The 26815-nt window shown below is 41.2% G+C and carries 21 protein-coding genes; 11 read left to right on the top strand and 10 right to left on the bottom strand.

Annotation, left to right across the window (positions count from 1 at the left end):
• Nucleotides 1-558 (top strand): DALR anticodon-binding domain-containing protein (locus tag HWQ44_RS27785; protein WP_292725204.1); only part of this gene is annotated, 558 nt, incomplete at its 5' end.
• A gap of 179 nt (nt 559-737) precedes the next feature.
• On the opposite strand, the gene HWQ44_RS27780 is transcribed toward HWQ44_RS27785, so the two are convergent.
• Both HWQ44_RS27780 and HWQ44_RS27775 read right to left on the bottom strand, forming a co-directional pair.
• Entirely contained in the window at nt 738-1607 is an 870-nt protein-coding gene (locus HWQ44_RS27780) for a Cof-type HAD-IIB family hydrolase (RefSeq protein WP_292725203.1), read from the bottom strand.
• Nucleotides 1608-2137: 530 nt separating this feature from the next.
• The gene (locus HWQ44_RS27775) at nt 2138-2848 is read right to left on the bottom strand and encodes a PEP-CTERM sorting domain-containing protein (protein ID WP_292725202.1); all 711 of its coding nucleotides are present in this window, start codon (nt 2846-2848) and stop codon (nt 2138-2140) included.
• A 552-nt stretch (nt 2849-3400) separates the two neighbouring features.
• On the opposite strand from HWQ44_RS27775, the gene polA reads away from it, so the two are divergent.
• Together polA and HWQ44_RS27765 are read left to right on the top strand one after the other, a co-directional pair.
• The gene (gene polA, locus HWQ44_RS27770; RefSeq protein WP_292725201.1) at nt 3401-6346 is read left to right on the top strand and encodes a DNA polymerase I; all 2946 of its coding nucleotides are present in this window, start codon (nt 3401-3403) and stop codon (nt 6344-6346) included.
• A 116-nt stretch (nt 6347-6462) separates the two neighbouring features.
• On the top strand, nt 6463-7398 hold the full coding sequence (locus HWQ44_RS27765; RefSeq protein WP_292725200.1) for an ABC transporter substrate-binding protein: 936 nt from the start codon (nt 6463-6465) through the stop codon (nt 7396-7398).
• A gap of 72 nt (nt 7399-7470) precedes the next feature.
• On the opposite strand, the gene HWQ44_RS27760 is transcribed toward HWQ44_RS27765, so the two are convergent.
• From HWQ44_RS27760 to HWQ44_RS27745, 4 genes are all read right to left on the bottom strand, one after another.
• On the bottom strand, nt 7471-8439 hold the full coding sequence (locus HWQ44_RS27760) for an FTR1 family protein (protein WP_292725199.1): 969 nt from the start codon (nt 8437-8439) through the stop codon (nt 7471-7473).
• Between the two features lie 163 nt (nt 8440-8602).
• Nucleotides 8603-9037, bottom strand: coding sequence for a ferritin-like domain-containing protein (locus tag HWQ44_RS27755; RefSeq protein WP_292725198.1), 435 nt, complete (start codon nt 9035-9037; stop codon nt 8603-8605).
• Between the two features lie 165 nt (nt 9038-9202).
• Entirely contained in the window at nt 9203-10240 is a 1038-nt protein-coding gene (locus HWQ44_RS27750; protein WP_292725197.1) for a helix-hairpin-helix domain-containing protein, read from the bottom strand.
• A 170-nt stretch (nt 10241-10410) separates the two neighbouring features.
• A complete protein-coding gene (locus tag HWQ44_RS27745) occupies nt 10411-11436 on the bottom strand; it encodes a multicopper oxidase domain-containing protein (protein WP_292725196.1) in 1026 nt (341 codons plus the stop codon).
• A gap of 709 nt (nt 11437-12145) precedes the next feature.
• On the opposite strand from HWQ44_RS27745, the gene HWQ44_RS33675 reads away from it, so the two are divergent.
• The 7 genes from HWQ44_RS33675 (at nt 12146) to HWQ44_RS27710 (ending at nt 21094) form a co-directional block, all read left to right on the top strand.
• The gene (locus HWQ44_RS33675; RefSeq protein ID WP_179064069.1) at nt 12146-12337 is read left to right on the top strand and encodes a CbtB domain-containing protein; all 192 of its coding nucleotides are present in this window, start codon (nt 12146-12148) and stop codon (nt 12335-12337) included.
• Nucleotides 12338-12654: 317 nt separating this feature from the next.
• On the top strand, nt 12655-13824 hold the full coding sequence (locus HWQ44_RS27735; RefSeq protein ID WP_292725195.1) for a hypothetical protein: 1170 nt from the start codon (nt 12655-12657) through the stop codon (nt 13822-13824).
• Between the two features lie 450 nt (nt 13825-14274).
• Nucleotides 14275-15876, top strand: coding sequence for a glycosyltransferase family 39 protein (locus HWQ44_RS27730; protein WP_292725194.1), 1602 nt, complete (start codon nt 14275-14277; stop codon nt 15874-15876).
• A gap of 105 nt (nt 15877-15981) precedes the next feature.
• Nucleotides 15982-17124: a 7,8-didemethyl-8-hydroxy-5-deazariboflavin synthase subunit CofH gene (gene cofH / locus HWQ44_RS27725; RefSeq protein ID WP_292725193.1), complete on the top strand. Its 1143-nt coding sequence runs from the start codon at nt 15982-15984 to the stop codon at nt 17122-17124.
• Between the two features lie 196 nt (nt 17125-17320).
• On the top strand, nt 17321-18010 hold the full coding sequence (locus HWQ44_RS27720) for a phosphatase PAP2 family protein (protein ID WP_292725192.1): 690 nt from the start codon (nt 17321-17323) through the stop codon (nt 18008-18010).
• 501 nt (nt 18011-18511) lie between these two features.
• Nucleotides 18512-18916, top strand: a complete 405-nt coding sequence (gene psb27 / locus HWQ44_RS27715) for a photosystem II protein Psb27 (RefSeq protein ID WP_292725191.1) — start codon at nt 18512-18514, stop codon at nt 18914-18916.
• Nucleotides 18917-19594: 678 nt separating this feature from the next.
• Nucleotides 19595-21094 (top strand): family 10 glycosylhydrolase, encoded by a 1500-nt coding sequence (locus HWQ44_RS27710; protein ID WP_292725190.1) that lies wholly within the window; start codon nt 19595-19597, stop codon nt 21092-21094.
• Between the two features lie 100 nt (nt 21095-21194).
• Here HWQ44_RS27710 and HWQ44_RS27705 read toward each other — a convergent pair whose 3' ends face one another.
• The 3 genes from HWQ44_RS27705 to HWQ44_RS27695 all read right to left on the bottom strand — a co-directional run bounded on the left by HWQ44_RS27705 (nt 21195) and on the right by HWQ44_RS27695 (nt 24265).
• A complete protein-coding gene (locus tag HWQ44_RS27705) occupies nt 21195-21791 on the bottom strand; it encodes a molybdenum cofactor guanylyltransferase (protein ID WP_292725189.1) in 597 nt (198 codons plus the stop codon).
• Nucleotides 21792-21886: 95 nt separating this feature from the next.
• Entirely contained in the window at nt 21887-23944 is a 2058-nt protein-coding gene (locus tag HWQ44_RS27700; RefSeq protein WP_292725188.1) for a thioredoxin domain-containing protein, read from the bottom strand.
• A 165-nt stretch (nt 23945-24109) separates the two neighbouring features.
• Nucleotides 24110-24265: a hypothetical protein gene (locus HWQ44_RS27695; RefSeq protein ID WP_292725187.1), complete on the bottom strand. Its 156-nt coding sequence runs from the start codon at nt 24263-24265 to the stop codon at nt 24110-24112.
• Nucleotides 24266-24742: 477 nt separating this feature from the next.
• Between HWQ44_RS27695 and clpP the strand changes: the two genes are divergently transcribed.
• Nucleotides 24743-25354: an ATP-dependent Clp endopeptidase proteolytic subunit ClpP gene (clpP, locus tag HWQ44_RS27690; protein ID WP_069068590.1), complete on the top strand. Its 612-nt coding sequence runs from the start codon at nt 24743-24745 to the stop codon at nt 25352-25354.
• Nucleotides 25355-25712: 358 nt separating this feature from the next.
• Here the strand turns inward: clpP and HWQ44_RS27685 are convergent, their stop codons facing one another.
• Entirely contained in the window at nt 25713-26597 is an 885-nt protein-coding gene (locus HWQ44_RS27685; protein WP_292725186.1) for a hypothetical protein, read from the bottom strand.
• Between the last annotated feature and the right edge of the window lie 218 nt (nt 26598-26815).

Genomic DNA, 26815 nt, shown 5'->3' with positions numbered 1-26815 from the left:
CTGGGGACTGGGGACTGGGGACTGGGGACTGGGGACTGGGGACTGGGGACTGGGGGAGATGAGGGAACAAGGGGACAAGGGGGACTACTAAAGCCAATGCCCAATGCCCAATTTGCTGTTCAATATGCTCATGCACGCTGCTGTTCGCTAGTGCTTCTGGCTCATCAAGAGGGATTGATTAAACTTAGAGAACCAGTTCCAAATACTAGTCCAGCTTTTTGGGATGTTATCTCTCCTAACCCCTTACCTTGGCTTAATTGTGACGGAACATTGCGGCTAAATCACTTAGATGAGCGTCGTCTAATTGGCGAGTTAATACAAGTGATAGACAATATAGAGTGCCCTGATGTTAGCGGTTGTGTGAAGTGGGAAAAAGTAGCGCTGAATTTGAGCCAAGCTTTTGAAAAGTTTTGGTCTAATTGCCGGATTTGGGGTGAAGTGAAAATTACCTCACCAGAGCTAGCCCAAGCCAGACTCGGATTGCTCATGGCTACTCAGTCAGTATTAAGATATGTACTAGAGGAAAACTTGGGGGTTTTTGCGCTCTTGGAGTTATAAGTCGGTAATGTTGCTTAGGCAAAAATAAAAACTTTAATATACCTATTGACTCAATGCACCACCTCGGCTACATTAGCAGGTGTGTGAGGAGCGAACCAGCAGGGGCACCGAGACGAAACACGGCCAGTCGTCGGTGTCCTTTCTGATTTATATAGGTTGGGTTTGAAAAAGTCCCTTCACTAGAGCAAAAACTTTTCAATTGCTACTGCTGCTCCATTTTCTTCTACGCTAGGAGCTACCCACTGAGCGATCGCTTGCACTCCAGATGGTGCGTTGCCCATAGCCACACCAAGTCCGGCATACTCCAGCATTTCCAGATCATTGAAGTTATCGCCAATCGCCATAACGTTGGCTAACTCTAATCCCAACAATTCTTCAGCTAAATAACGGACAGCAGTCCCCTTATTTACAGAGGCGTTAGTTGCTTCAAAAAAGGTAGCAACAGATGTTGTCAGATAAAGTTCAGCAGGTGTGTATTGGCGGCGCAAATTTCCCAATAGCTTGTCGATCACATCAATGTCATCAGACAAAGCAAGAATTTTTGTCGGTTCATTCGTTAAGGCTTGACGCAAATCACCCACGGGAATCGGGATGACACCAGAACGTTTTGCATAAATTTGGGTTTCTCTGGTTAACTCACGGACATATAGCTGATCATTGATGTAAAAGTGGACAGATAGAAGCGATCGCAACTCAGGTTGTTCAAAATAGTCAAGTAACTGGTGGGCGATTTCCCTGGAAACAACCCAATGGCGATGAATTTTTTGGGTGTTTGGGTCTTGAATCCAAGCTCCTTGATAGGCCATTAATGGTAGCGTAGAGCCGATATCTTGGTGGAAGCGCAAGGCTGAACGATACATTCTACCTGTAGCGATCGCCACTTGAATTCCTCGGGCTTGCGCTGCAAAGATTGCTTGCTTTACAGGTTCGCTGATGGTGTTAGAGTGTCCGGCGATCGTGCCATCTATATCCAAAACTAGTAGTTGAATGTCTTTTGCAGCAGCCTGATTATCAGTAGATGTCAGATGTGTAGCAGATGCTTTCTGCATAATTTCCTAGATTTTAAGTTCCAGTAAGAGGTTAACAGGCTCTAGCGACAAGTGGGGAGTAAGTAGGTAGGCGTAAATAATTATCGTTGGGATAAGGCAGGGGGCAGGGAGCAGGGGGAAAAAGAGTTTGAGCCTTATTTACTTTTTTTTACACAGTTTGGTTTTATTGTGCCGACTTGAGTACTAGAAAAAATTGGGTTGATTAGAGAACCTAATTTCTCAACCGTGAGGATGCTGAGTCATACCAATTAAAAATTAAAAATTTAGCTTTCTAAATTTTATCTGGGTTTCTAGGCTTGTATCTGTCACATTCTTTTTTTTAATTGATATCACACAATTTTAGATTTTAGACTGACGCCAGCGAGCAATCCACTTGCTCTGAGGATTTTGGATTTAGTTAAAAAGGATGAAAAATTCTAGCTAATAGGCGCAACAAAAAACCCGATTCTCGAAAAAATCGGGCATTTTAATTTAAATTAGATGGACTGACCGATAGATGGGATGAGAAAAACCTATCTATTCAAGAAAGTCTATGAATTGGACATCTTAAGCCAGCTTTTTTTGCGTTGTGACAACAGACAAAGCCCAGCAATTAAACCAACTCCAAGTGTAGCAGAGGGTTCAGGTACTGATTTCACATCATCATAATTATAAGTTACTTTGATACCTGCTTTTGCGTATGTATCAATATAGGATCTCATATTGCCCGATCCTGTAACTACTGAATTAGCTAGAGCTGAGAATAAAAAGTCTACGTTGCCATTACCAATGAAAGACTGCAAAAATTGCGTATTAGTGGAAGACTGGATACCCGATTGTGTGGCAGTTAAGTTAGAAAGAGTCTTTCCAGAGGTACCACTATAATCAAGGTTACCGTCATATTTAGCAACTTGGTAACTGGAAGTATATTGTGGATTGAGTGCAAACAGAGACTGATTATTCAGTTCTAAGCTGAGTAGACTGGTCAGATTTACTGTCACCGAAGTCGCGGCTGGATTCCTGTAATTTTCAAAGCCTGCATTACCAGAGATGTCGCCAGTAAATTCTATTGTTACACCTTGGAGTGTGCCTAAAGATGAGTCAAATTTTTGGACGCTCAGGGGTGCATCAATGATATCTGTAAAATCGTAATTAGTGGAACTGGTGTACGAGAGAGAAGCTGCATTAGCCACTCCAGATGTTGCAACAATTCCAGCCAAAGTTGTGGCAGCCGCGAGAGTGTTAAATAGTTTTGTTGTCATGGATGGAAGATGCTTTTCTAAAACGAATCATTACGGGATTACTAACTTATTTCTAACTCTGAAATTTTGCTTGTAGTCTTGATAAATACACGTAACTTTATGTAAAGTTATTATGTTCAAATTCCTTCAATAAATAGACTTTTTTATTGGTATATATAAAGTTTTGTTAAGGCAAAGAGGTTTTGATAGTCGTAATCTTATGTCGAAATATTAAGTTATTTTTGTTGGTTCCTGAGAAGTAAGCTAGGTCAACTGAATTAAACATAAAACGCTCAGGAGATAGATCCCCGATTTCTAGTGAGAAGTTGGCGATCTAGTTACTATCTGGTTACTATGCTTATACTCACGTACTTAATTGGGCTAATATCCCTGCCAAAAGTTGGTTCTACTTGGTTTCCGTACTAAAGCTGCAAATGCGTAGACATCACTTTGTCTAAAATTATATGCAGGAGCGATTGGTATGCAAAAACTGGGCTATTGTTACCAAAGCCAAGCTAAACGAGCATCTGAAATTGCTAACTATGTGACAAAGCTTCTGGCTAAAATAGGGCTATGTCTGAAACTTTCACTTCTGCAACTGCAACACGCCCCACGTTCATCCTTGTCGATGGACACTCTCTGGCCTATCGTTCATATTTTGCTTTCGCCAAAGGGCGCGATGGAGGACTGCGTACCAAAACGGGGATTCCCACCAGTATATGTTTTGGTTTTGTGAAGTGCCTGTTGGAAGTAATGGCAACACAACAGCCCCAAGCAATGGCGATCGCTTTTGATTTGGCTGAGGCAACTTTTCGCCACGAAGCTGACGAGACTTATAAAGCCGATCGCCCGGAAACGCCAGAAGACTTCATTCCCGACTTAGCAAACCTGCATGAGTTGCTAAATGGCTTCAATCTACCCTTTTTCACTGCTCCTGGTTTTGAGGCTGATGATATTTTGGGAACCTTAGCACAGAGAGTAACTGCTGCTGGGTATAGGGTAAAGATTCTCACTGGCGATCGCGATTTATTTCAACTAATCGATTCTGACAAAGAAATCACTGTTCTGAATTTTAGTCCAGATGCTCTAAAACGCTCTACAAATAGCATCACAGAATTTGAAGCAGAACAAGTCAAAGAGAAGATGGGCGTTTTACCTTCACAAATTGTTGATTTCAAAGCTCTTTGTGGTGATAAATCAGATAATATTCCTGGTGTCAAGGGAATTGGGGAAAAAACAGCAGTACAGTTGCTGAATAGCTATGGTTCACTTGAGAATGTTTATGCTGCTTTAGATGAAATTAAAGGCGCAACTCAGAAAAAACTGGCAGCGGGTAAAGAAGATGCCGAGAAGTCTCGCTATTTGGCAACCATAGTTTTAGATGTTCCTATAGAATTTGATTTAGAAGATTGTAAATTAAAAGGGTTTGATACAAGCGTCTTATCACCAATTTTAGAAAAACTAGAATTCAAGTCTTTTTTAGGCAGAATCAACGACCTACAGCAACGTTTTGGGGGCAAAGTTGAAGAAAAACAAGAAGCCAAAATAGACGCAAGTAATCCTAACTCTACTAATTCAGAATTCAGTGCTGATGAAGATAATGATTTGTGGTTTTTCAGTGCTAGTGATACAGCAGCAGTTCCACAACAATCTACTTCCCCAATTACACCAAGCATCATCAACACCGAAGCCAAATTAACTGAGTTAGTGAAACTTTTGCAAAAATTCACTAATCTAAAAACACCCGTTGCTTGGGATACTGAAACTACCGCTTTAGAACCAAGAGATGCTGAGTTAGTAGGAATTGGTTGCTGTTGGGGAACTAAACCAGATGAAGTAGCCTATATTCCTGTGGGGCACAAAACTGGGGAAAATTTGCATAAAGATTTGGTGCTGGAAGCATTACGCCCAATTCTCGAAAGTGCCGATTATCCCAAAGCTCTACAAAATGCCAAATTTGACCGCTTAGTTCTCAGGTGTCAAGGAATTAGCTTGGCAGGAGTGGTGTTTGATCCCATGCTGGCAAGTTATATACTAAATCCCGATTCAAGTCATAATTTGATGGATTTGTCGCAGCGATATTTGGGATTGATAGCAAAAAGTTACTTAGATTTAGTTCCTAAAGGCAAAACTATCGCTGATATAGATATTGCATCTGTCGCAGATTACTGCGGGATGGATGCTTATTCTACCTTTGGTTTAGTGCCAAAATTGCGCGAGGATCTAGAGAAAATTCCAGCTTTGTCTAAGCTATTGGTGGAAGTGGAACAGCCACTAGAAGCAGTTTTAGCCCAAATGGAATATACAGGCGTTCGCATTAATTCGGCTTATTTACAAGAACTTTCGCAGCATTTAGAAACTGAGTTAGCCAGGTTAAAAGAGGAAGCAACTGAAATAGCTGGGGAAAATTTTAACTTGGGTTCTCCCAAGCAATTGAGCCAAATATTGTTTGAAAAGTTAGGATTAAGTACTAGACATTCTCGTAAAATTCAAACTGGCTTCTCTACAGACGCTGCAACATTAGAAAGACTTCAAGAAGATGATAACACTGGATTTGTTGAGGCGATCATTGAGTATCGTACTCTATCTAAATTAAAGTCTACTTATGTTGATGCATTGCCAGCATTGGTGCGTGCAGATACCCAACGGGTGCATACTGATTTTAATCAAGCAGCAACATCAACTGGCAGGTTATCTTCTTCTAATCCGAATTTGCAAAATATCCCCATTCGTACAGCTTTTAGTCGCCAAATTCGGAAGGCATTTTTGCCAGAAGCTGGATGGCTAATGGTGGCTGCTGATTACTCACAAATTGAATTGCGGATTTTGGCTCATTTGAGTCAAGAGCCGATATTGGTGCAAGCATATCAGCAAAATGAAGATGTTCATACTGTTACCGCGCGGTTAGTGTTTGAAAAAGAAAATATAACCTCAGAAGAACGAGGGATGGCGAAAACTATCAATTTTGGGGTGATTTATGGAATGGGTTCTCTGAGATTTTCGCGCTCAACTGGGATAGATAAAAGCATTGCCAACGAGTTTATTAAGCGGTTTAATGAACGATATCCGAAAGTATTTGCATATTTGGAGCGAGTGAAAAAAGAAGCGATCGCTCTTGGTTATGTAGAAACTATTTTCGGTCGCCGTCGTTATTTTGACTTTACTAATAACAGTTTACGTAAATTAAAAGGCAGTAACCCAGAAGATATTGATCTGAGTAAATTGAAGAATTTGGGTGCTTATGATGCAGGTTTATTACGCTCTGCTGCTAATGCACCAATTCAAGGTTCTAACGCTGATATTATCAAAATTGCAATGGTGAGATTGCATGAGGTTTTGAAGAAATATCAAGCGCGTTTGTTGTTGCAAGTTCACGATGAATTAGTGTTTGAAATTCCCCCTGATGAGTGGGAAGAGTTACAACTACAAATTAAGTCGGTGATGGAAAATGCAGTCCAGTTGAGTGTGCCTTTGCTTGTGGAGGCGCGTGTTGGTGAAAATTGGATGGAGACGAAGTAAGTTTAACTGGGGATTGAAACAATTACATTGGGATAGGTGTACATCTGTGTTAGCAGTTACAACAGCCCTAATCGATATCAATCTTATATCATTCTTACCCCAGAAGGAATTTTAATATGCATCGTCGTAGGCTCTTATCTGCTTTAGCAATTTTGTTGAGTATAGTTTTAGTTGCTTGCACCACTGCAAATACTCAGCAGCTACAAAAAGAAGTCACAAACCCTATTGAAACGACTAACACGAACTCTCAGCAATTACCAAAAGGATCGGCAAAAAGAGTTGTTGCTCTTTCTTCTCTTTCTGCTGACATTATCTCTCGACTCAATCAAACAAAAATTGTCGGAATCACTGGTAGTAAATTATTTAAGAATGACTCAAGATTTAAAGATATCCCGCGTGTTAGTGAAGGGCAAAATCCGCCAAATTTAGAGAAAGTGGTAGCCCTCAAACCAGATTTAGTTATTGGTGCTGAAGGTTTTTCTAACATTCCAATTCAAAAACTTCAGCAGCTAGGAATTCAAACTTTGCTCACTAAGGTGAATAGCTGGGAATCTCTACAAGAACTTACTAAAAAACTTGCTGGGTTAATTAATGCCGAACCTCAGCCTTTGTTAAATCGTTATAAAACTTTCTTGCCAGATAAGCCAACTCAAAGTCCTTCTACACTAGCACTGGTTAGTCGTCAACCAATTTTAGCACCGAATAAAAACAGTTGGGCAGGGGATTTACTGGCGAAATTCCAGGCGAAAAATATAGCAGCAGATTTACAAGGTAAAAGTCCAGTTGGCGGCTATGTGACACTTTCGGCTGAGAAAGTTTTAGAAGCAAATCCAGAGGTGATCATTTTGGTTAATCCTCCGCAAGGAAATTCGGAAGCAGCGCTTTTAGATTCGTTGAAAAAGGAAGCTTTTTGGCAGCAACTACAAGCAACTAAAAATAACCGAGTCTATGTGTTTGATTATTTTGGTCTGGTGAATCCAGGTAGTATAGATGCAATTGAAAAGGCTTGTCAGCAGCTTAAGCAAGCGTTGTTTGCACCACAGGGCACTTAGCTTAATATGCTATACGAACAGTTTGATAGATTAGTGTTTGAGTGCCAATATGTAACTCAAACACTATGGGTTTTAATCTTTTGCAGAACTAATTGGTTTTTGACCAAAGGGGATATTCTTTTTACCTTCAGGAGAAGCACCCCCAAGGCTGCGGAAATACAGTCCTCCAATGGTGAGTAAAAATGCCACATATCCCACTGCTTGCACAAGATAGAGATTGTCTCTATAGCCAAATAAAGATTTGAGAATAATCCCAGGAAACTGTTCGTCAGGTAAGATTGTGGAAGTATTGGAAACCATTGGCCCCAAAATACAGGAGTGGACTTTTGTAAAGCGTTCGTAATAGAAACAAAGGCTTTCTGTGGCACGACTGCTAAGGGCAAGGTTAGCTACAGCTTCGTCAAAGTGTTTCAAGGCTGAAACTACCAACCCAGCCACAATCAACACTAATAAAACGCCCATTACCTGGAAAAACTGGCGGATATTAATTTTGACACCCCATTTAAATAGCAGCACCCCAATAGCAGATGCCGCTACCAAACCAGCAACAGCGCCCAATGCTGGCATTAATCCCTGTTGAAAATTAGCTGCAACGAACAGAACAGTTTCAAAGCCTTCCCGGACAACGGCAATTAAAATTAGAGTAAAAACACCCCAACCAGCATTTGAGTTTTGTGTCAGTGCTTCTGTTACTGCTCCCTCAACTGTCGCTTTCATGAATCTGGCTTGTTTAGTCATCCAGATTAGCATCCAACTGAGCATTGCGATCGCTAACACACTAAACACACCTTCTAGTGCTGGCTCAACTACGGTGGTGTATTGAGGATTCGCGGCTCCCAGTACTTGAATTACCCAACTGAATAGCACACCTATTAAGGCACTGACGACAATGCCAACGCCCACACCAGCATATACCCAAGAGTTGAGTCGGGATTGTTTCGCTTTTTTCAGCAAAGCTAGCACAATGCCAACAACGAGGGCAGCTTCCACTCCTTCTCGGAGCGTTATTACAAAAGTAGGTAGAGCAGTACTAAAATTCATCTTTTGTCCTTTGTCTTTTGTCCCCAAAGTTATTATGGTCAGAAGCCAAATATTGAAAAATCCAGAGAGGAGGTTTCCTCCGCTCCGGTTTTTAGCTCCGTTCAGACTTCTATCTTTATTATTAGTCTTTAGCCAATAATTAATCACTAAGGACTAATGACTATTAACCAAAATCGCGTAGCATCTTTTTCAGTTCGAGATTATGCATCTCTTCTTGCCCAATCATGCCACGAGCGAATTCTTCAAGGTAAATACTGGCATTGGTGACGGTATCGAGCAATTTTTTATACAGATCCAATGCCTTCTTTTCATGGGATAAGCTTTCTTCCAAGATATCCTTGACTTTATGCTGGTAGGTTTCTTCCATTGGGGCAATTTTCAGGGAGGGATGCCCATCTAAACCGGTGAGAATTTCTCCCACTTGTTCGGCATGAAGTAAAGATTCACTTGCCTGTGCTTTGAAAAAAGCCACAATTGGAATACGGTTAGGGCCAGTTACCATCAAAGAATAATGTGTGTAGCGTACTACTCCTGCTAGTTCAAATTCCATGATGGCGTTCAGCAGGTCAATAGTCTTTTTATGGTCAAGTTCTTGCATCAGTTGTTAGTTAAAGTAACGAATGGAAGGTAATTAGTTAGAAGTTAGAAGTGAGGAGTTGAAAGTTAGGAGTTAGTAGATCGGGATTCATAACTCATAATTCATAACTTCTAACTTTTAACTATTTTAAACTCCTCAACCTATACTTTCCATTAAATTAAAGTGTTATCGTTGTGCTTGGGTATTGGATTTGTCAACCACTTTTTGAGAGTTTTCCTCAATGGTTTTCACCAGTTTGGTAACATCAGTAGGAATTTTGACTGCTTTTGCTGGTGGGATGGCAGAGGGCCAAACTTTTATTAGTTCAGCAAAACTAGTGTCGATCGCTTTGTGTGCTTCGGGATCTGCTTGAGCTACTTGACTAGAAATTCCTTTGTATAATTCATTGGCGTAAAAGACAAAACCACGGGAGTCTTGATACTCAATTGGCGCGGTTACTTTACCATTTGCGATCGCAGCGCCATATTCGGAGTTGGCTGAATCTAGTAGTTCGTTAATTACCTGGAGCGCAAATCCGGGTTTTGAGCGTTGATCTGCTGGCAATGCCGCGATCGCTCCATCAACTGCTTGCACTGAAGAAGTAAAATTAGTTTTAACTTTGCTATCCTTCGGATTAGATTTCACTAAATCTTGCAAACTCACCAAAGTTGTTTTAAATTCTTTGACTTTGCGCTCATTCAATTGTTCTTCTACGTCAACGTAAATCTCCTCAACTGGATGTCCAATATGAGGTTCTGCTTGTTTCGGCTGATTTTGATCCAGCAGTTCTTGTGCTACCAAAAGATGCCCTTTCATTAAGCCTAATTTAGACATATAGTCAACATCTTTCGCCTCACCTGTAAGTACTACTTCCTGAACACTAACCTGATCTTTAATTTGGTCGAACTGTTCTTGAGTAATTACTTTTTTAGTAACTAAATCTTCTGGACTACCGTATGGACGACTTGCCTGAATTTTGTTCGATAAAGCCGGAACACCTAGTTTGGCTTCAAACTTATCTAATTCTGACAATATAGCGCTGTTAATATTAATTTTTTCTTTGCCACCGTGACCACTATGACTGTTATTACTTACTGCCTCTGTAGCTTGAGGGGTAGCAACTGGTGCTGATGGATTTTCTGCGGTTGGTGTACTGCTACAGGAACTCAATGTAACTATTAGGGCTGCTGCTGCTGTTAAACAGATATAACGAAGTCTGATCATCTTTGCTCCTCACACAACTAAAAAGGTATTAATCGAAACTTTTCAAACTATTACTAAAAAGTAGTTTGTTTGACAGATTGTCATAGATTTTACTGTTGCATATAATGATACTTTTTATCAACTAGTGCTGAAAAATTTCATGAATTAATTACGAATTACTAATAATATTGTCAGGATTTTTTCACAGGATTTTGAGAGTTTGTCTCAGTAAGTACTTCAAATTGACCCATGCAACCATTTTCTGCGATCGCATCCTGATGGGGATGAAACATATACTTACCTGGGTAACGAAAAGCAAATTCCAAGATGTGCCTTTCTGCAACACCCATCGTAATCACATCTGCTTTCTCGCTAGGAGTCATACTCATGCCATAGCGATAGACATCAAAGAAATTGGCATGGAGATGAAATGTCACTGCTGGATCGTATTCAATAATGTTAAGAACATACAGCCGAATCAACTGATCTTTGTAAATGCCAATGGGATGATGCATGTAATAGTGAGGCAGACCGTTGAAGGCGTAATAATCATTATGGCTATCATCATTCACGTCATACCCACCCATCACTAATACGATTTCATCAGCCGGAGGACGGGGAGTAGGTGGATCGATGATAAACATTCCGTACAGTCCCTTCGCGATGTGACGAGTGACTGGTTCAATATGGCAGTGGTATAAGTGAACGCCATAAGGTTCAGCATCAAATTCATAAATTGTGGCATTACCATTGCTGATTGGGCGAATACCATCCATTTCCGCCGGATGAACGCCATGAAAATGCAAAGAGTGAGAATGTCCCGCATTGTTGAGAAATAGTACCCGGATGCGATCGCCCTGTTTAGCCCGTAGCGTTGGCCCTGGTATGCGACCGTTTAAATCCCAGATGTTGTAAGAAACAGCACTATTGAGTTTTATGATGGAAGTACCAGCAGTTAACTGAAATTCCCGGATAGTCCGCCCATTTTCTTGCTTCACCGTTCCATAATCAAAATCCCTTAACATCTTCATTGGGTTAGTAACCTCGTCAGATGCTGACCTATCGAGTGGTGGCACTTTGACTATTGACTGACTTTGTAGATTTAACATCTGCCAAAGTCCAGCTGCACCAGTTACTCCAGCACCTGCTAGGCCCAGCTTCAATAATTGACGGCGGCTCCAAGGTTTTCCGTCACCTAGAGCGAAGTTGTTGGGCATGACATTTAGTTACGGTTAGCACCAAAAAAGAATTGCAAATCTTTTGCAATTGCTTTTAGATATTAGAGGAATTAATAATTATTGTCAATAATTTTATAATGCTTCTAAACAGCTAGTTAAGTTGTTAAATCTAGAGCAAGCGAGAATTAGTCCCTGAAAACTCTAGCAGGATTTCCTTAATTTTAACAGTATTTATACGCTGTTTTATGTATAAATCATATTTAGAGAAAGCTAACTGTTTCATACTATTCCTGATCAGCTTATTGCTTCAGGAGTACGTAGAATACAAACAAGGGGTATAATAACACTTTGGATATGGACGCAAACAAGAAACTGTCGCTATGTAGCGGATTTAATTGGCTTAGAGATAACATCAATCGCGTTTATTTAAAGAATTTTAGATGCTTGGCAATATGAGCATTTTAAATTTTTAATTTTTATCTGTTACCTTCGTGTTATCAGCTTTGAAAATGCCGTCATTCAAAACCATGTGTCATTCTTTTGTTATTTGTATGGACTTTATGTGTAGATTTCTGCATCGCGATCAGCCGATGTTGAAAGAATAGTATAGTATTCACTAAAGCCGAATTACACAATACATTTGATACACACTTGTCAAATACAAAGTTGATAGTATATCTTTTTGCAATCAAGCGGCGTCATGCCTTTTGATTGATAAATTACCCAAATTTATTGTAGGAGTTCAAAAATGACTACTTTTTCTCATATCTCAATATTGCAAAAGACCGCAGGTATTACCTTATCTAAGCCTGTGCAGGTAACGCTCTATATGCTGCTATCTTCTTTAGTTATCTGGACTGTTTTGTTTTCCACCTATCCTGCGGTTCATAACACAGCACACTCAACGCGTCACCACACATTAGGCGTTGCATGTCACTAAATAATCATAATCCCAAGATTTTTTAGATGCATGAAGCTTTGCTAAGTCAGATAACAAAGTGAAAACGCTAAAATAGCGTGGATTTTGCGACAGTGTTTTTGCTTGGAAATAACTTTTAGGTTTTGTAGAGATGCAAAACAAAGCATCTCTACATCACCTTAACTTAAAAATATATCTGATTTATGACTAATTATTTGACTTTAATTCTTCTAATTAGTAATAATAAAATGCAAAATAACTTGGAGTAACTTTCATCCACTGCTCTTAAGATTTCAATTTCATAAAGTACATGAGTTTCACATTTACCATAATTTTTTATGAAAAAATATCGACTTTTTGGAGTTATCAGCGCTGTTTGCGTCACTTTGTCAATTCTTTATTCCTTTGTGGGGAGTTCCCAAATTCCTACATCCAGAGTACTACTTTCTACCAACCCACCTTTAGAACGTATTATCCCCTTTGAAGCAGAAGCAGAAAAACCACAATCTCCTGTCACTTTGACATTACAAGCTGTTGATGCTGCGGGTAAATCTTTAGAAAATGCCAAAATTAGCTTACAAATTCTGACGCCGCCGCCTAATCACTGGTTAACAACAGATTTTCCCATTGTTGAGGGAACGAAATTGCTGCAAATGAATGCCACTGCACCTGATGGTAAGCTAGAAATTCAGCAGATGTTACCCATCCGTGGTAATTACCAACTATTAGTTAAAGTGTCACCGTTGGTAGCAAATACTTTTGCTGCTTATGAACAAACTTTAAATCTGAATGTTCACGAAAATCCAATCAAATATAAATATTTTGTTGTGATCGCAGCTATCTTACTATCACTGGGATTGTTGGGTGGTTGGGTTATTGGCGGACAAGAAGAACTACAACAAGGAGAAATTGCACCACAGTCAGTGCGCCTTTTATTAAGTGCATTAACAGTAGTGGCTATAGTAACCCTATTAATTATCAACATTAGTGCCGAAGTTGCCGAAGCTCATGGCAGTGAACACCACCCAAGTAGTAGCGAAGCGATCGCACCATCATCTCAAACATCTCAGGGATTAGAAATTAGCCTTGAGGGAGATAAAAACGCAACTGTCGGAAAACTTGCGAATTTAGCGCTACAACTGAAAGATACCGCAACCGGACAACCGATCACAGATGTAGCATTGCAAGTAAAAGCGATCGCTACAGAACACAATTTAACAGTTTTTGACTACAAAGGTATTCCCGACAAACAAGGTAAGTTGACATGGCAAGAACAGTTTTTTGATGGTTCACCCCACACAATCGAGGTGGAAGCAACCCCTCTACCAGGATCTAATCGTCAATTTGCACCAGTGAAAGTAGCGCAAGAAGTTGAAGTTGAAGCGATCGCACCACCAATTTATATCCGATTAATTGGTTTATTCTACTTTACAGCCTTTGTCGGCATTGGTATGGCAATTGGATTACTAATACAACATCGACGAACACCAAAATTCCGGGAAAATTAGTAATATCCAATGCTTTAGTGAGAATTTCAGCCAATATAACAATGTGCATTAAGTAAGTGGGCAAGAATAAATCAAACTACATTACGTAATGTCAAATTAATTAAATTGGTTTGTAATAAGCGGCTCGATCTGCTTACTACAAATTCCCTTAAGTAGAGCGGCGTGAATAATTCAAGGTTTGTAGTAAGGACTTTAGTCCTAATTTGAGGGCTGTTCGCGAAGCGTTACCGCAGGGTAGCCCTCACTACGAACACATTTCAAGATTTTTTACATTACTTAATCTACTTTGATTTATTCTCACCTACTTACTTAATTGCTATTTTATTGTTAGTTGCTCTGATGATTGCAATGGACTTGGAATTGATTAATCCCAAACATCTAAAAAACTGATTCACAAACTGCTACTACTATACTTCCTAAACCGGCAATCTGCGGTATAGTTCGAGATTTATGATCAACAGACAATCAATACTTGCAAAATATTTTCCTCCTATTTGGCTACGATTTTTAATCATTATTTTGTTAATACTAGGGATATTTTTTCGCTTCGCCTATCTGGATCGAAAAGTCTACTCCCATGATGAAGCTTATACCTCATTACGAATTTCTGGTTACACTAAGAAAGAATTTGTTCAACAAGTGTTTAATGGGCGCGTGTTTGCCGTTGGAAATATACAAAAATATCAACAGCCTAATTCTCCAAAAGGTTTAATCAATACAATCAACTCTTTGGCGGTGGAAGATGCCCAGCATCCTCCACTTTATTACGTGATGGTTAGATTATGGATGCAATTTTTTGGCAATTCAGTAGCGACTACGAGAAGCTTGTCAGCCATAATTAGCTTAATAGCCTTTCCTTGCATTTATTGGCTGTGCTTAGAATTATTTCAGTCACCCATAACGGCATGGGTAAGCATAGCTCTTCTAACAGTCTCGCCCTTCCATGTGCTGTACGCCCAAGAAGCAAGGGAGTTCGGTTTGTGGATAGTGACTACTTTGCTAGGGAGTGCTGTACTGCTGCGAGCAATAAGACTAGGTAGCAAGCAGCTTTGGGGGATTTATGCAGTAACAGTTGCACTAGGATTGTACACCTTTTTGTTTTCTGGGTTGCTAGCGATCGCCTACGGTATTTATGTATTCGCCATCGAAGGCTTTCGATTCACCAAAACCGTTAAAGCTTATCTAATCGCAACTAGTGCTGGGTTTTTAGCTTTCGTTCCTTGGATTTTAACTGTTATTAATAGCTTGTCTGAAATTGATCGCACAACAACCAGCGCTCAAACGAAACAATCTGTGTCAGCTTTGGCTTCTGGTTGGATTAGCAATATTAGCTGTTTCTTTGCTGATTTTTGGCGCTACGAACCATTTTTTCCAGATTTGAATTTGCCAGTTTTGCGCTGGGGTCGATTTTTAATTCCCTTAATACTAATCTTGGTAGTATATTCATTCTTCTTTCTTTATCGTCAAGTCGGAACACGAGTTTGGTTATTTATTTTTATCTTAAGTGGAGTACCTGCTTTAGCTGTCATATTGCCTGATTTGATTATTGGAGGTAAGGTCAGTCTACGACCTAGATATGTGATTCCATGTTATGTAGGTATTCAGCTAGCTGTTGCTTACTTGCTGGCGGCTCAAATTATTTCTTCTAAGTTAATAGTCCGCAAATTTTGGCAATTAGTAATGGTAGTAGTAATTTCCAGTGGAGTTGTATCCTGTGCCGTCAGTTCTCAAGCCGAGACATGGTGGAATAAAGGCAACAATGCTAACCCTCAAATAGCTCGCATCATCAATAAAGCTAATGACCCACTGTTAATTAGTAGTAATTATTCTCTAAATATTGGCGATCTAATGTCTCTTATTCATCTGCTAGATCATCAAGTGCAGATGCAATTGGTAATTGAACCAACTATGCCAAATATTCCTGATAGTTTCAGTAATTTATTTTTGTATAATCCTTCTAAAAAATTTAGATATGAGCTTGAGAATAAATACAAACTAGTCAATGTTTTCCAGTATAGTAGGCTGTGGCGGCTAGAACAGAAAAACAGCTAAATTTTACTCTAGCTACAATTTTCTTGAACTTGGTATATTTAGTAAGTAGAATTTTATTATTTACAAGCTCTTAAAATTAAGATTTACTGAGAAATTAAGAAAGTAATGCTGACAAAAATTGCTGTCGAAAAAATTCTTGAACGTGCCTTGATGGGATACGACTTATCTCTCGAAGAGGGAGTGGTATTGTTACAACAAACTGAGCCAGAGGCGATCGCAGCAATGCGTGCTACATCCGACACACTCCGCCACACCCAAGCAGGTGATACTGTCACCTACATAATTAACCGTAATATTAACTTTACTAATATTTGTGAGCAGCACTGTAGTTTTTGTGCTTTCCGTCGAGATGAGGGTGATGCCGGTGCATACTGGTTAGATTCGGCGCAAATTTTGGAAAAAGCGACAGATGCAATACAACGGGGTGCGACAGAAATCTGTATGCAGGGGGGGTTAAATCCACAAGCGCAGATCAATGGTAAATCTTTGCCCTACTATCTCAAAGTCGTAGAAACCATCAAACAGGAATTTCCCCACATACATTTACACGCTTTTTCTCCCCAAGAAGTGCAATTTATCGCCAGACTTGACGGACTGGAATATGCTGAGGTGATTACTGCTTTGCGCGATGCTGGTGTTGGCTCAATGCCAGGAACAGCAGCGGAAGTATTAGACGATGAAGTAAGGCGGATACTGTGTCCAGAAAAGATTGACACAGCCGCTTGGCTAGAAATTGTCAGCACCGCTCATCAATTAGGCTTGCATACCACTAGCACCATGTTATCTGGGCATATTGAAACCCATGAGCAGCAAATCAAGCATTTAGAAAAATTGCGATCGCTCCAAAAAACAGCCATCAATGAGGGATATCCAGCCAGGATTACAGAGTTTATTCTATTACCCTTCGTCGGACAAGAAGCGCCTAAATCCTTACGTCGCCGTGTCGGACGCGATCAACCAGTTTTGAGTGATGCACTGCTGCTAGGGGCTATAGCGCGGATTTACTTAGGTAATTGGATTCCCAATCATCAGCAGAGTTGGGTAAAACTGGGACTTGCAGGTGCAACAGAAGCCTTAGTGTGGGGTTGCAACGATATCGGCGGCACCTTAATGGAGGAGCATATTACCACAATGGCAGGTGCTTTGGGTGGTACATGTATGGAAGTGGAAACCTTGCAAACTGCGATCGCTTCTTTAGGAAGACCTTACCAACAAAGAGATACTCTTTATCAAAAAGTTAGGAGTTAGGAGTAGCTCTTATGTTTGTGTTATCTGCACCTCTGTGGTTAAATAAATTACTTTTAAACCGCAGAGGCACAGAAAAAGTCGGAGCCTCGGCTTCAGAACTCTTTAATTTTGAATTTTGAATTTTGAATTTTGAATTGTTAACAGTTGTTTGCGTTCTGTGGCTAGTCCTTCTAATGATGAATGACATAAATCAAGTATGCTCCGACAAATTTCTAATTTTTGGCTGCGTCATATACATCCTCGTTTAGCTCCTTTAATTGCCACAATTGGTATTGTTGGACTTGCTAGTTGTCTGCTCATCCTTTTTGTTTTAGCACAACTGGCTGAAGAGGTTTTAGAGCGAGATGCTTTTACATTTGATACTACTTTTCTGTTATGGCTACATCAGTTTGCCAATCCCAATTTAGATAATTTAATGCTGTTTATTACAAATCTTGGTAATCCTAGAACAGTGGTTATAGTTGCAGGTGCTACTGTCTTGTTACTTTGGTGGCAACGTTACCGAGAAGAAGCGAAATTTTTTGTCCTTGCTTGTTTGGGAGGGTTAATTTTAAATACAGGGCTAAAGCTGTTTTTTTCTAAACCTCGCCCTGAACTCTGGCATCGCTTGATATCTGAAAAATCTTTTAGTTTTCCAAGTGGTCATGCACTAGGTTCTATGGTGCTTTATGGTTTTATTGCTTACGAATTGGCAACTCACTATCCTCTTTTTACCAAAGTTATTTACAGCTTGACAGTTATTTTAATTGCTGCTATTGGTATCAGCCGCTTATATTTAGGAGTCCATTGGCCGACAGACATAATTGCAGGTTATGGAGTCGGTTTTTTGTGGTTGATGATATGTATTACGATGCTGAAATTGCAAAGATTGCGTAGGGAAAGTTAGTTGATTAAATCCTATCAACCTCTAATTCCATAACTCTAACTCACAAGCTCCTATTTTCAATAGACCGAAAACTTTTGCTCTGGTTCTACACTTACTGCCTAGAACCAGAGAATTATACCTTCTTAGGATTTCGTTGAATAGGCGATTGAAACCCCCACTCTCCCAGGGCTATTTTGTGTGATTATTTAGGCATTTTGTCAAGAGGATGAGCGATAAATGTGCGCTTAATTGGTAATCGGAAAATTATCACCTCAACAAGTAAATTTAAGTATATATACCGCAGGGATTACCGTTGGCAAAGCCTCTGGCAGAGAAGGCATCGCGATGATAATCATTCCAATCAGATTTTTTAATCACCTGATTTTTTGCCCAAGATGCTTGTAAATGAGCGCCTTTTAGAGAATGAAACAGCCCAACCCAGTTTTATACTCCGCACTCAATTGATCCCCAGGTTACCAATCCAAGATAGGATGGACGTTGATTTACGTATTCTTTTACTTAATGCATATGAAGCGCTATTGGTCGCGTTTGCTTGCGCTGGTTTTGGTTGTAGCTATCGGCTTAATGGGTTGTTCTGGCAGTCCAGATAGTTTGACTGGGGATTATCGCCAAGACACCTTAGCTGTAGTCAATATTATGAGACAAGCTCTGGATCTCTCACAAGATTCACCAGACAAAACAGCAGTTCAAGCAGAAGCGCGTCAAAAAATTAATGACTTTTCAGCTCGCTACCAGCGAGTTAACTCCGTTTCTGGCCTTGGCTCCTTTACAACCATACGAACAGCTCTCAACTCCCTAGCTGGACATTACAGTTCTTACCCAAATCGTCCCGTACCCGAAAAACTCAAAACTCGTCTAGAGAAAGAGTTACAGCAGGTAGAGACGGCGCTGAAGCGTGGCGGTTAGTTATTAACTATTGCCTACTCCATCATTAAGAGTCAGGAGTTTTGACTCTTGACTCTTGACCATTTTTTCAACTTCATATAATAATCCTGAGTTTAAAATTTTCAACTAAACTGATTGACACTCTCCTAGCTAAAAGCCAGGGTATTCCTAATATAGTTTCGCGTAAAAGCGTAGCGTTTTTAATGCGGTCGACGTATTGGCATTGAGGGTATTGCCAAATTTAATTCGCTACCGATTAATGAAATATTGTACTTAGTTCAAAAATCCTACTGGTTTTGGTAGATTTTCACTAACTAAGGTAGAGGCAGAATCTACCCAATAGCAGACTACACTTGCTTTATATATATCTAGGTGTCTTATACTACCATTTATGCTTTTATGCGTTTATAAAAGAATACGGCAACAGAAATAAACCTTCGGGAGTCTTGAAAAAATAGGTTTTAAAACCCTTACTAGTTAACTATATAATTTGATACACGTTACCCACTATTATCTGAGTCGGGAACGATAATTATCGCAAATTAAAAGGTTTAAGACCGAACCTCAACACGTAGTTCGGAGTCTGAGCCACTCCGTCTTTGCTCTGTTACCCTGGGGGGTCTTGCTACAGTCGGAGTTGAAATCCCCGTCTGAAACTCTACTCTTTTAAATTTTGAATTTGTTCATCTACTGGTAGGTATGTCTAACCGTCCCTTGAACGTTATAAGATCAACATTATTTTGGCGGTGCTTATTCGCTGTTATTTTTACTAGTAGTTCGTTACTCCCCAACTTTGGGGGCGAACCAGCAAGGGCGCAAGGAAATGAGTATTGTCAGTTATCATCAACGGCAGCGCAAGAAAAAGAAAACTTACGTTTGTCAGCCCTCAAAGGCAATCAAAATGCTCAAACGCGCTATCAAAAAATAGTACAAGAACAGGCACAAGAATTACGAGAGTGCCGCACTCGGACTTGGCCGCAAATCCAAGCCATTTGGTTGCGCTTGTATCCCTGTGATATTCAGCCAGGAATAATTGATCAGGTTATGGATCGGATTGTTAACCGTGGCTATAACCAAGTTTATTTAGAAGTATTTTACGACGGGCAGGTATTATTGCCAGCAAGAGCTAACCCGACGGTATGGCCTGCTGTGATTCGCACCCCAGGGGCAGAAAACATCGATATACTCGCCACAGCAATAAAAAAAGGTCGGCAACGTGGTTTAAAGGTCTACGCCTGGATGTTTACCACAAATTTCGGCTATACTTACGCCCAGCGTCGAGATAGAGAAGATGCGATCGCTCGGAATGGCAAAGGTCAAACAAGTTTATATGTGGTAGATAATGGCTCTCAAGTATTTATCGACCCCTACAACTTGCAAGCAAAACGCGACTACTACCAATTGGTACAAGAAATTTTGCGCCGTCGCCCAGATGGCTTGCTATTGGACTACGTGCGTTATCCCCGCCAAGCTGGAAGTGATTCCATTGCCACCAAAGTTTCAGATTTATGGCTATTTAGTCCCGCAACCCAAGAAGCTTTATTTAAACGGGCACAGAATTACAAAGGGCTGGACTTGATTCGCCGCTTTTTGAGCAAGGGATTTGTCACTGGTGGAGATGTAGCGGAAGTCGATAAACTTTATCCCCAGGAAGGAGAACCCCTTTGGCAAGGACGCACTCTTCCACTAGCGCAAAAGTCAATTCTGTCTGCAACCAATAGACAACCACTTTTACAATGGGAGTTGTGGCAGCTTGCCGTTGCCCACGCCATGCAAGGAATTCTAGATTTTGTCACCATAGCTAGTTACCCAGCGAAGCAGCAAGGTATTTCTACAGGAGTGGTGTTTTTCCCTGATGGCAACCAAACTGTAGGACAAGGGTATGATTCCCGTTTGCAACCTTGGGATCGGTTCCCCACTACATTACAATGGCATCCTATGGCTTATGGGAATTGTGGTAATGTCAGTTGTATTGTGTCGCAAGTGCAGCGGGTTTTGAGTATGGCAAAACCCGGTACGCAGATAATCCCGGCTTTAGCTGGTAATTGGGGAGAATCCGTCAGTAATCGTCCATCCCTAGAAGCGCAAATGCAGGCACTCCGACAATTTGCCCCCCAACTCAAGGGAGTTAGCCATTTTGCTTATTCTTGGCAATATCCTCAGAATGATAACGATCGCAAATTCTGTCGAGTTAAGTAGACTTCTATTTTGATAGATTCTAACGATCCCGATCCGAAAAATAACTTTATTACCAGAGTTTCCGCTGGTTCAGTTCACGATTAAGTCCCCAGTTGCCAACTCAACTTAAAGCCAAGTCCTCTGGTGTATTACAGTTAAACAGCATTTCGGGTTCTGCTAATGGCAAAACTTCTACCGGATATTGCCGAAGCCACTGTTGAAACGATCGTCCCCCTTGGTTGATAAACTCTAGGAGTTGTGGCAGACAGCGACGGCGATAGAAACCACATAGAGGTTCCCAGCCTTTGGGATGATCGGCTAAAGCTGCGATCGCATTATCCCCCACGCTATCAAGTTTAGTTGCCCAATCTTGCAACACCTCAACCCGCAACCTCGGCAAATCGCAAGCTAGTAGCAGCACCCAATCTGTTTTGACTTCGGCTAGTCCTTGAGCAAAACCAACTAGAGGCCCGTGGGCTAGAGATTTTCCAGACAAAGGTATTTCCTGAATAAACTGACAACCAGGCAAAAGCAAATCTTGATAGCGTTCTGGCCAGGGAGTGACTACATAAACAACATCAGCACAGCTTTGAGCAATACCACCAACCCTCTGCAACAATGGCACTCCTTGAATGGGAATCAAGGCTTTATCCTGACCCATGCGAGAACTCTTACCACCAGCTAACACAATTGCTGTTAATTTGCTTCTGGTCGTCATAGTTATACATCGAATCGGGATCTAGGGATCTAGGTACTAAGAACTAGAGAGTAGGCACTAGACAAACAAGGAGAATAACCCAATGCCCATGCCCATCATCCCCTATTTTGACTTTGCTGCACTTGCTGCAATAAATGTTCTACACTTTCTGCTGGAGCCAGACACTTCAAACCTTGGCAAACTAACCCAACGCTTCCCTCTGGTAAATCAGATGTTATGGCAAACACAGCCGCTGGCAAATACTTGGGGATCAAAGTGTTGATTTGCTCAGTTGTGCTGCGAATCAAGGTAGAGTTTCGATACCAATCCAAAGCTGTAAACAAGCTGGGACAAGCTTGAGGAGCGCGATGCATCACACTTCTAAAAGCTTTTAAACCAAGTTCCGCTAAATCCAAATAATCTAGATTATCGGTGAGTAGGGCGAGACGGACAAGATTAGCGATCGCAATTCCGTTAGCTGATGGTGTAGCATTATCGGCGTAACTGCGCTCTCTGACGATTAAATCTTGACTAGAATCGCTTGATGTGTTATTATAACCACCTAACTCTACACTCCAGAGAAATTCGTTGAATTCATCTTGGATAGCGATCGCATTTTCTAACCATTGCTCCTGCTCAGGGTTGGAAGCTTGTAAATCCAATAGAGCTTTAATAAACAAAGCGTAATCTTCAGACTGCGCTAAAACAGTTGGTTTTCCTTGATAGTTGAGTCTCTGGAAACGCCCATCGACAAACTGATTTTCCCAGATAAAATTCGCCGCTCGTGCTGCTAATTCCAGATATAACGGTTGTTGGAAAACCCCAGCAGCCCTAGCCAGCCCAGAAATCATCAAACTATTCCAGGCGACAATCATCTTCGTATCTGTCACCGAGGGAATGCGACCTGGCCAGTTAGTAGTTTTTGCTTCCTGGTTGTTCCGAGCCGGGGGAAAAGTTTCCAGTGACTCAGAACTAACGCCGTAACGAGCTGTAAACAACTTGCTCAGTAACATTTCCAGGGTTGCACTCAGTTTACCTGAATTCCTTCTTTGCAAAACGTTACTTGCTTCAAAGTTGCCGTTAGGGGTAATAGTAAACTGTTGTTGTAATTCCGTTAATTCTTCAGGCGTTAACAGTTGTTGTAATTCGCTGTAACTCCAGACGTAAAAAGCTCCTTCTTCTGGTTCTATTGCCGTGGAAACAGTGAAGCTATCGGCATCTTGAGCAGCATAGAAGTAACCTTCAGGCGCAGTCATTTCCCGCTTCAGCCATTGTACAGTCCCAGCAACCGCCCTCTCAAAGGCTGGTTCTTGTACTCCTGCACTCCATAAAGAAGCCAGATACTCGACAATCTGTCCATTGTCGTAGAGCATCTTTTCAAAGTGGGGTACTGTCCAAGTCGGATCAACAGTATAGCGATGAAAGCCACCACCTACATGGTCATAAATGCCTCCCAGTGCTAAGTCTAGTCCTCGCTGGGTACAAACTTGCTTGCCATCATAGCGAGATTCAAAATTAAATCGAGTTCCCCGCAGTGCTAATTCTGTATAGGGAATCATCGGAAAACTGTTGCCAGATTGACTAGGAGTAATTATGCCTGTACTGATTTCCCAACCTTGGCGGAGTAATTCATGGTCTTCAAGCTCAGTTGTTGTACCATCTTGCAACACCGCAGACGTGAGCAGAGACTCAATAATTAAGGCTTTGCGTTGCTGTAAATCTGCTTTTTCTGTATCGTAATAACGGCGAAGTGCTTGCAACACCTGCAAAAATCCCGGACGACCATAGCGTGGGTCTACAGGGAAATAAGTACCAGCGTAAAACGGCACTAAATCTTCTGGGGAAAGAAAAATATTTAAAGGCCAACCCCCTTGACCGCTCATCATCTGCAAAGCCTGCATATAGATGCTATCGAGGTCAGGCCTTTCTTCCCTGTCTACTTTGATGGGAAGATAATTGGTATTCATGTAGTCAGCGATCGCAATATCAGAAAAAGCTTCGCCTTCCATCACAGTACACCAGTGGCAACTAGAGTAGCCAATGGAGAGAAAAATCGGTTTATTTTGCGCTCTTGCAGTTGCAAGTGCTTCATCACACCAAGGCCACCAATCAATGGGGTTTTCGGCGTGTTTGCGGAGATAGAGGCTCTTAGCTTCAGCAAGGCGATTAGTCATAATCAAACGCAAGTAGTTGCCTTCTTTGCTCAGTCTACCCTGTTCCCTGGAGTGTTAGCCTAGAGAGCTATATAGGCAAGTTACCTTACGAGTATTACCCTTGGGTAGGAGGTAGTAGTCGATATCTTTGACATCGCCGACACCTGTACAATTTATGAAACATTCTTACTGAAAAGATCGCAATAGCAAGCTAACAATATTTGGTGGCGTTTCTCGCACAGGTAATGCTGTCTTTGTCTGAATTAAAGTATTTGGGCTAAGTCCTGCTATCAGATGGAGCAAGAAGGTGATGATGGCGGCTTGTACAAGTTTTTCCAGCATGGCACGTCTCTCTCTGAGTGGATAGCATTTCAAGTAGGACTGGTTATTCTAAATACACCTCGTACTATCGATTTACTGAATCTAACAAAAATAACTTGATAATTGCTGAGGTAAATCCTAAAAAATGTTTAAAATGTTACTGAAAAATAACATAATTCCCTAAGCAATTCGGATTTCGGTTATCGGTCTAATCACCACATCACCAAGGTTGTGCAGCAAAGACCAAGACATGAGATTGGCGATAGTTGGAGTTTTTTGATTTGTTCTTCCCTGAATCGGGATATTCTCTCAGACGCCTTTTAACGCTAAAAAGTGCCCTTAGAGGTTAAATCTATTGCAAAAGAACCTTTTGCTTCCTTGTTGGATAAAGCAGAATGGCAAAAATTTACTTATATCTACCTGGGAACAGTAGAGATAAACCCCAGTTTCGTGCTGTCACCGATAAAATGTATTTAAAGTAGCCACAAACACGCTTCCATGATTCCTATCGTTATTGAACAATCGGGTCGAGGTGAACGCGCCTTTGACATCTACTCACGGCTGTTACGTGAGCGCATCATTTTTTTGGGACAACAAGTTGATAACAACATTGCTAACTTGATTGTTGCCCAACTGCTGTATTTGGATGCTGAAGACCCGGAGAAAGACATTTATATGTACATCAATTCTCCCGGTGGTTCGGTGACGGCTGGTATGGGCATTTTTGACACTATGAAACATATTCGCCCTGATGTCTGTACAATTTGTACCGGATTGGCGGCGAGTATGGGCGCTTTCCTCCTCAGCGCGGGTGCTAAGGGTAAGCGGATGAGTTTACCCCATTCTCGGATTATGATTCATCAACCTTTAGGCGGCGCTCAAGGACAGGCGACTGATATTGAAATTCAGGCGCGGGAAATTCTGTACCATAAGCGGCGGCTAAACGACTATTTAGCTGAACATACAGGTCAACCAATTGAGCGCATTGCTGAAGATACTGAACGTGACTTTTTCATGTCGCCAGAGGAAGCCAGGGAATACGGTTTAATTGACCAAGTGATTGACCGTCATGCCGCTGGTAGCCGTCCAGCAGTTGCTGCTGTTAATTAATACTCACGAATGGTAAATAGTGATTTACCATTTTTAATTCCCTTAAACCCCAAAAATAACCCCTCTTTACTTATAAAGAGGGGTTATTTTTGGAATGGGTGGGTCTGCTCAAGTACTTAATACCGATTTGGACAAATGACTAGCTAAAATCCCGCTAATGGGTCTGGCTGACATCAGAGATATTGAAGGAAGTTTAGTAATTCTACTTCTTTAAGCAAAGTAAGCGATCGCTTTATTTGAGCAATTACTTCAAAAAAATTCCCAGTTTCCGTAGCTTCGTTACTGTTTCAAGAGCCTACGTCTTTTGTTATTGACCCTTAGTAATTAAAAGGACAAAGGACTAATGACTAATGACAAATCAAAATCCCGCTATTGGGTCTGGCTCAGATTGTAAGTATTTGAGGAATCCGTGCAATTCTTCTTCAGTCAGCAAAGTCCGCCCCCGCTTACCGTAGGTTTTAACCAGATGCTCCCGTCCCTGTTCTGGTGTCCAACCTAAACGCTGAAGTTCGACATCTGTTTTAGCAATTACATCTGATAAATCCACGGGTTCAGCTTTCTTCTTCCTCTTTCCTGTCACTGACGGGGTGGCAGGATTCTCTTGAGGGCTGTAACTCCGAGGTGTAAATGGTGTGACATTATTGGCAGAAATTGCAGGAAAGGTTTGATTTTCTACTTGGTTATCAAAGGTTATTTCCAAGCTTTCAACTGGAGGATCAAATTCTAACTCTCGGTTGGCAGTCACAGGAAAGTTTTGACCTAAATCCTGGCTATAGGTATCATCGTTTAGGGGTGCAGCATTGCTGTACCCGTACTGTTCGTTACTTGTTACTACTTCTGGTTTGATGTTCCGTCCTTTGGAGGGCGGGATAGATATTTCTTTGTCGCTGGTCACTGGCCATTGACTACTAACAAAATCCTCACCTTTCACAGAGGAATAGGCAGCAGGCTCATTTAATCCTCCTTTGGTGTTTAAGGGAGGGTTTAGCTGCGCCGGGGAAATTGGATTTGAGGTCAACACCACTGATTCTTGTGGCGCATTTGTAATCCCCAAAACTATCAGCGCCCTGGTTCTGGCTTGGTCTTCTGCTGCTTCTACTGTTTCTGCCGCTGCCATACCCGTAGCACGGGTTACACCTTCAATTTGTACGCTTGCCCGGACAATATATTTTCCTTGAAAAATTTGCACTAATTCAGAAATCAAACTGCCCTGGGGATACAAGCTCTGGAATTGAGCCAACATAATACTGCTACCAATCTAAATCTGTTGGGGACTGGGGATTGGGGATTGGGGACTGGGGACTGGGGATTGGGGACTGGGGACTGAGAAAGAATTATTTTAATCTTAATTCCTAATACCTAATACCCAATCTCTAATCACCAGTCCCCAATCCCCAACCCCTTTTAAAGTAATATTCTTGCTTTGCCTTGTGTCCCAATTGTAGCAGTAGCTCTGTTTTG

It is taken from the genome of Nostoc sp. JL34 (genome assembly GCF_017114945.1).
Taxonomy (GTDB): domain Bacteria; phylum Cyanobacteriota; class Cyanobacteriia; order Cyanobacteriales; family Nostocaceae; genus Nostoc.
Note: the sequence above shows the minus strand (reverse complement) of the source record. Positions and strands in the feature narration are given on the sequence as shown.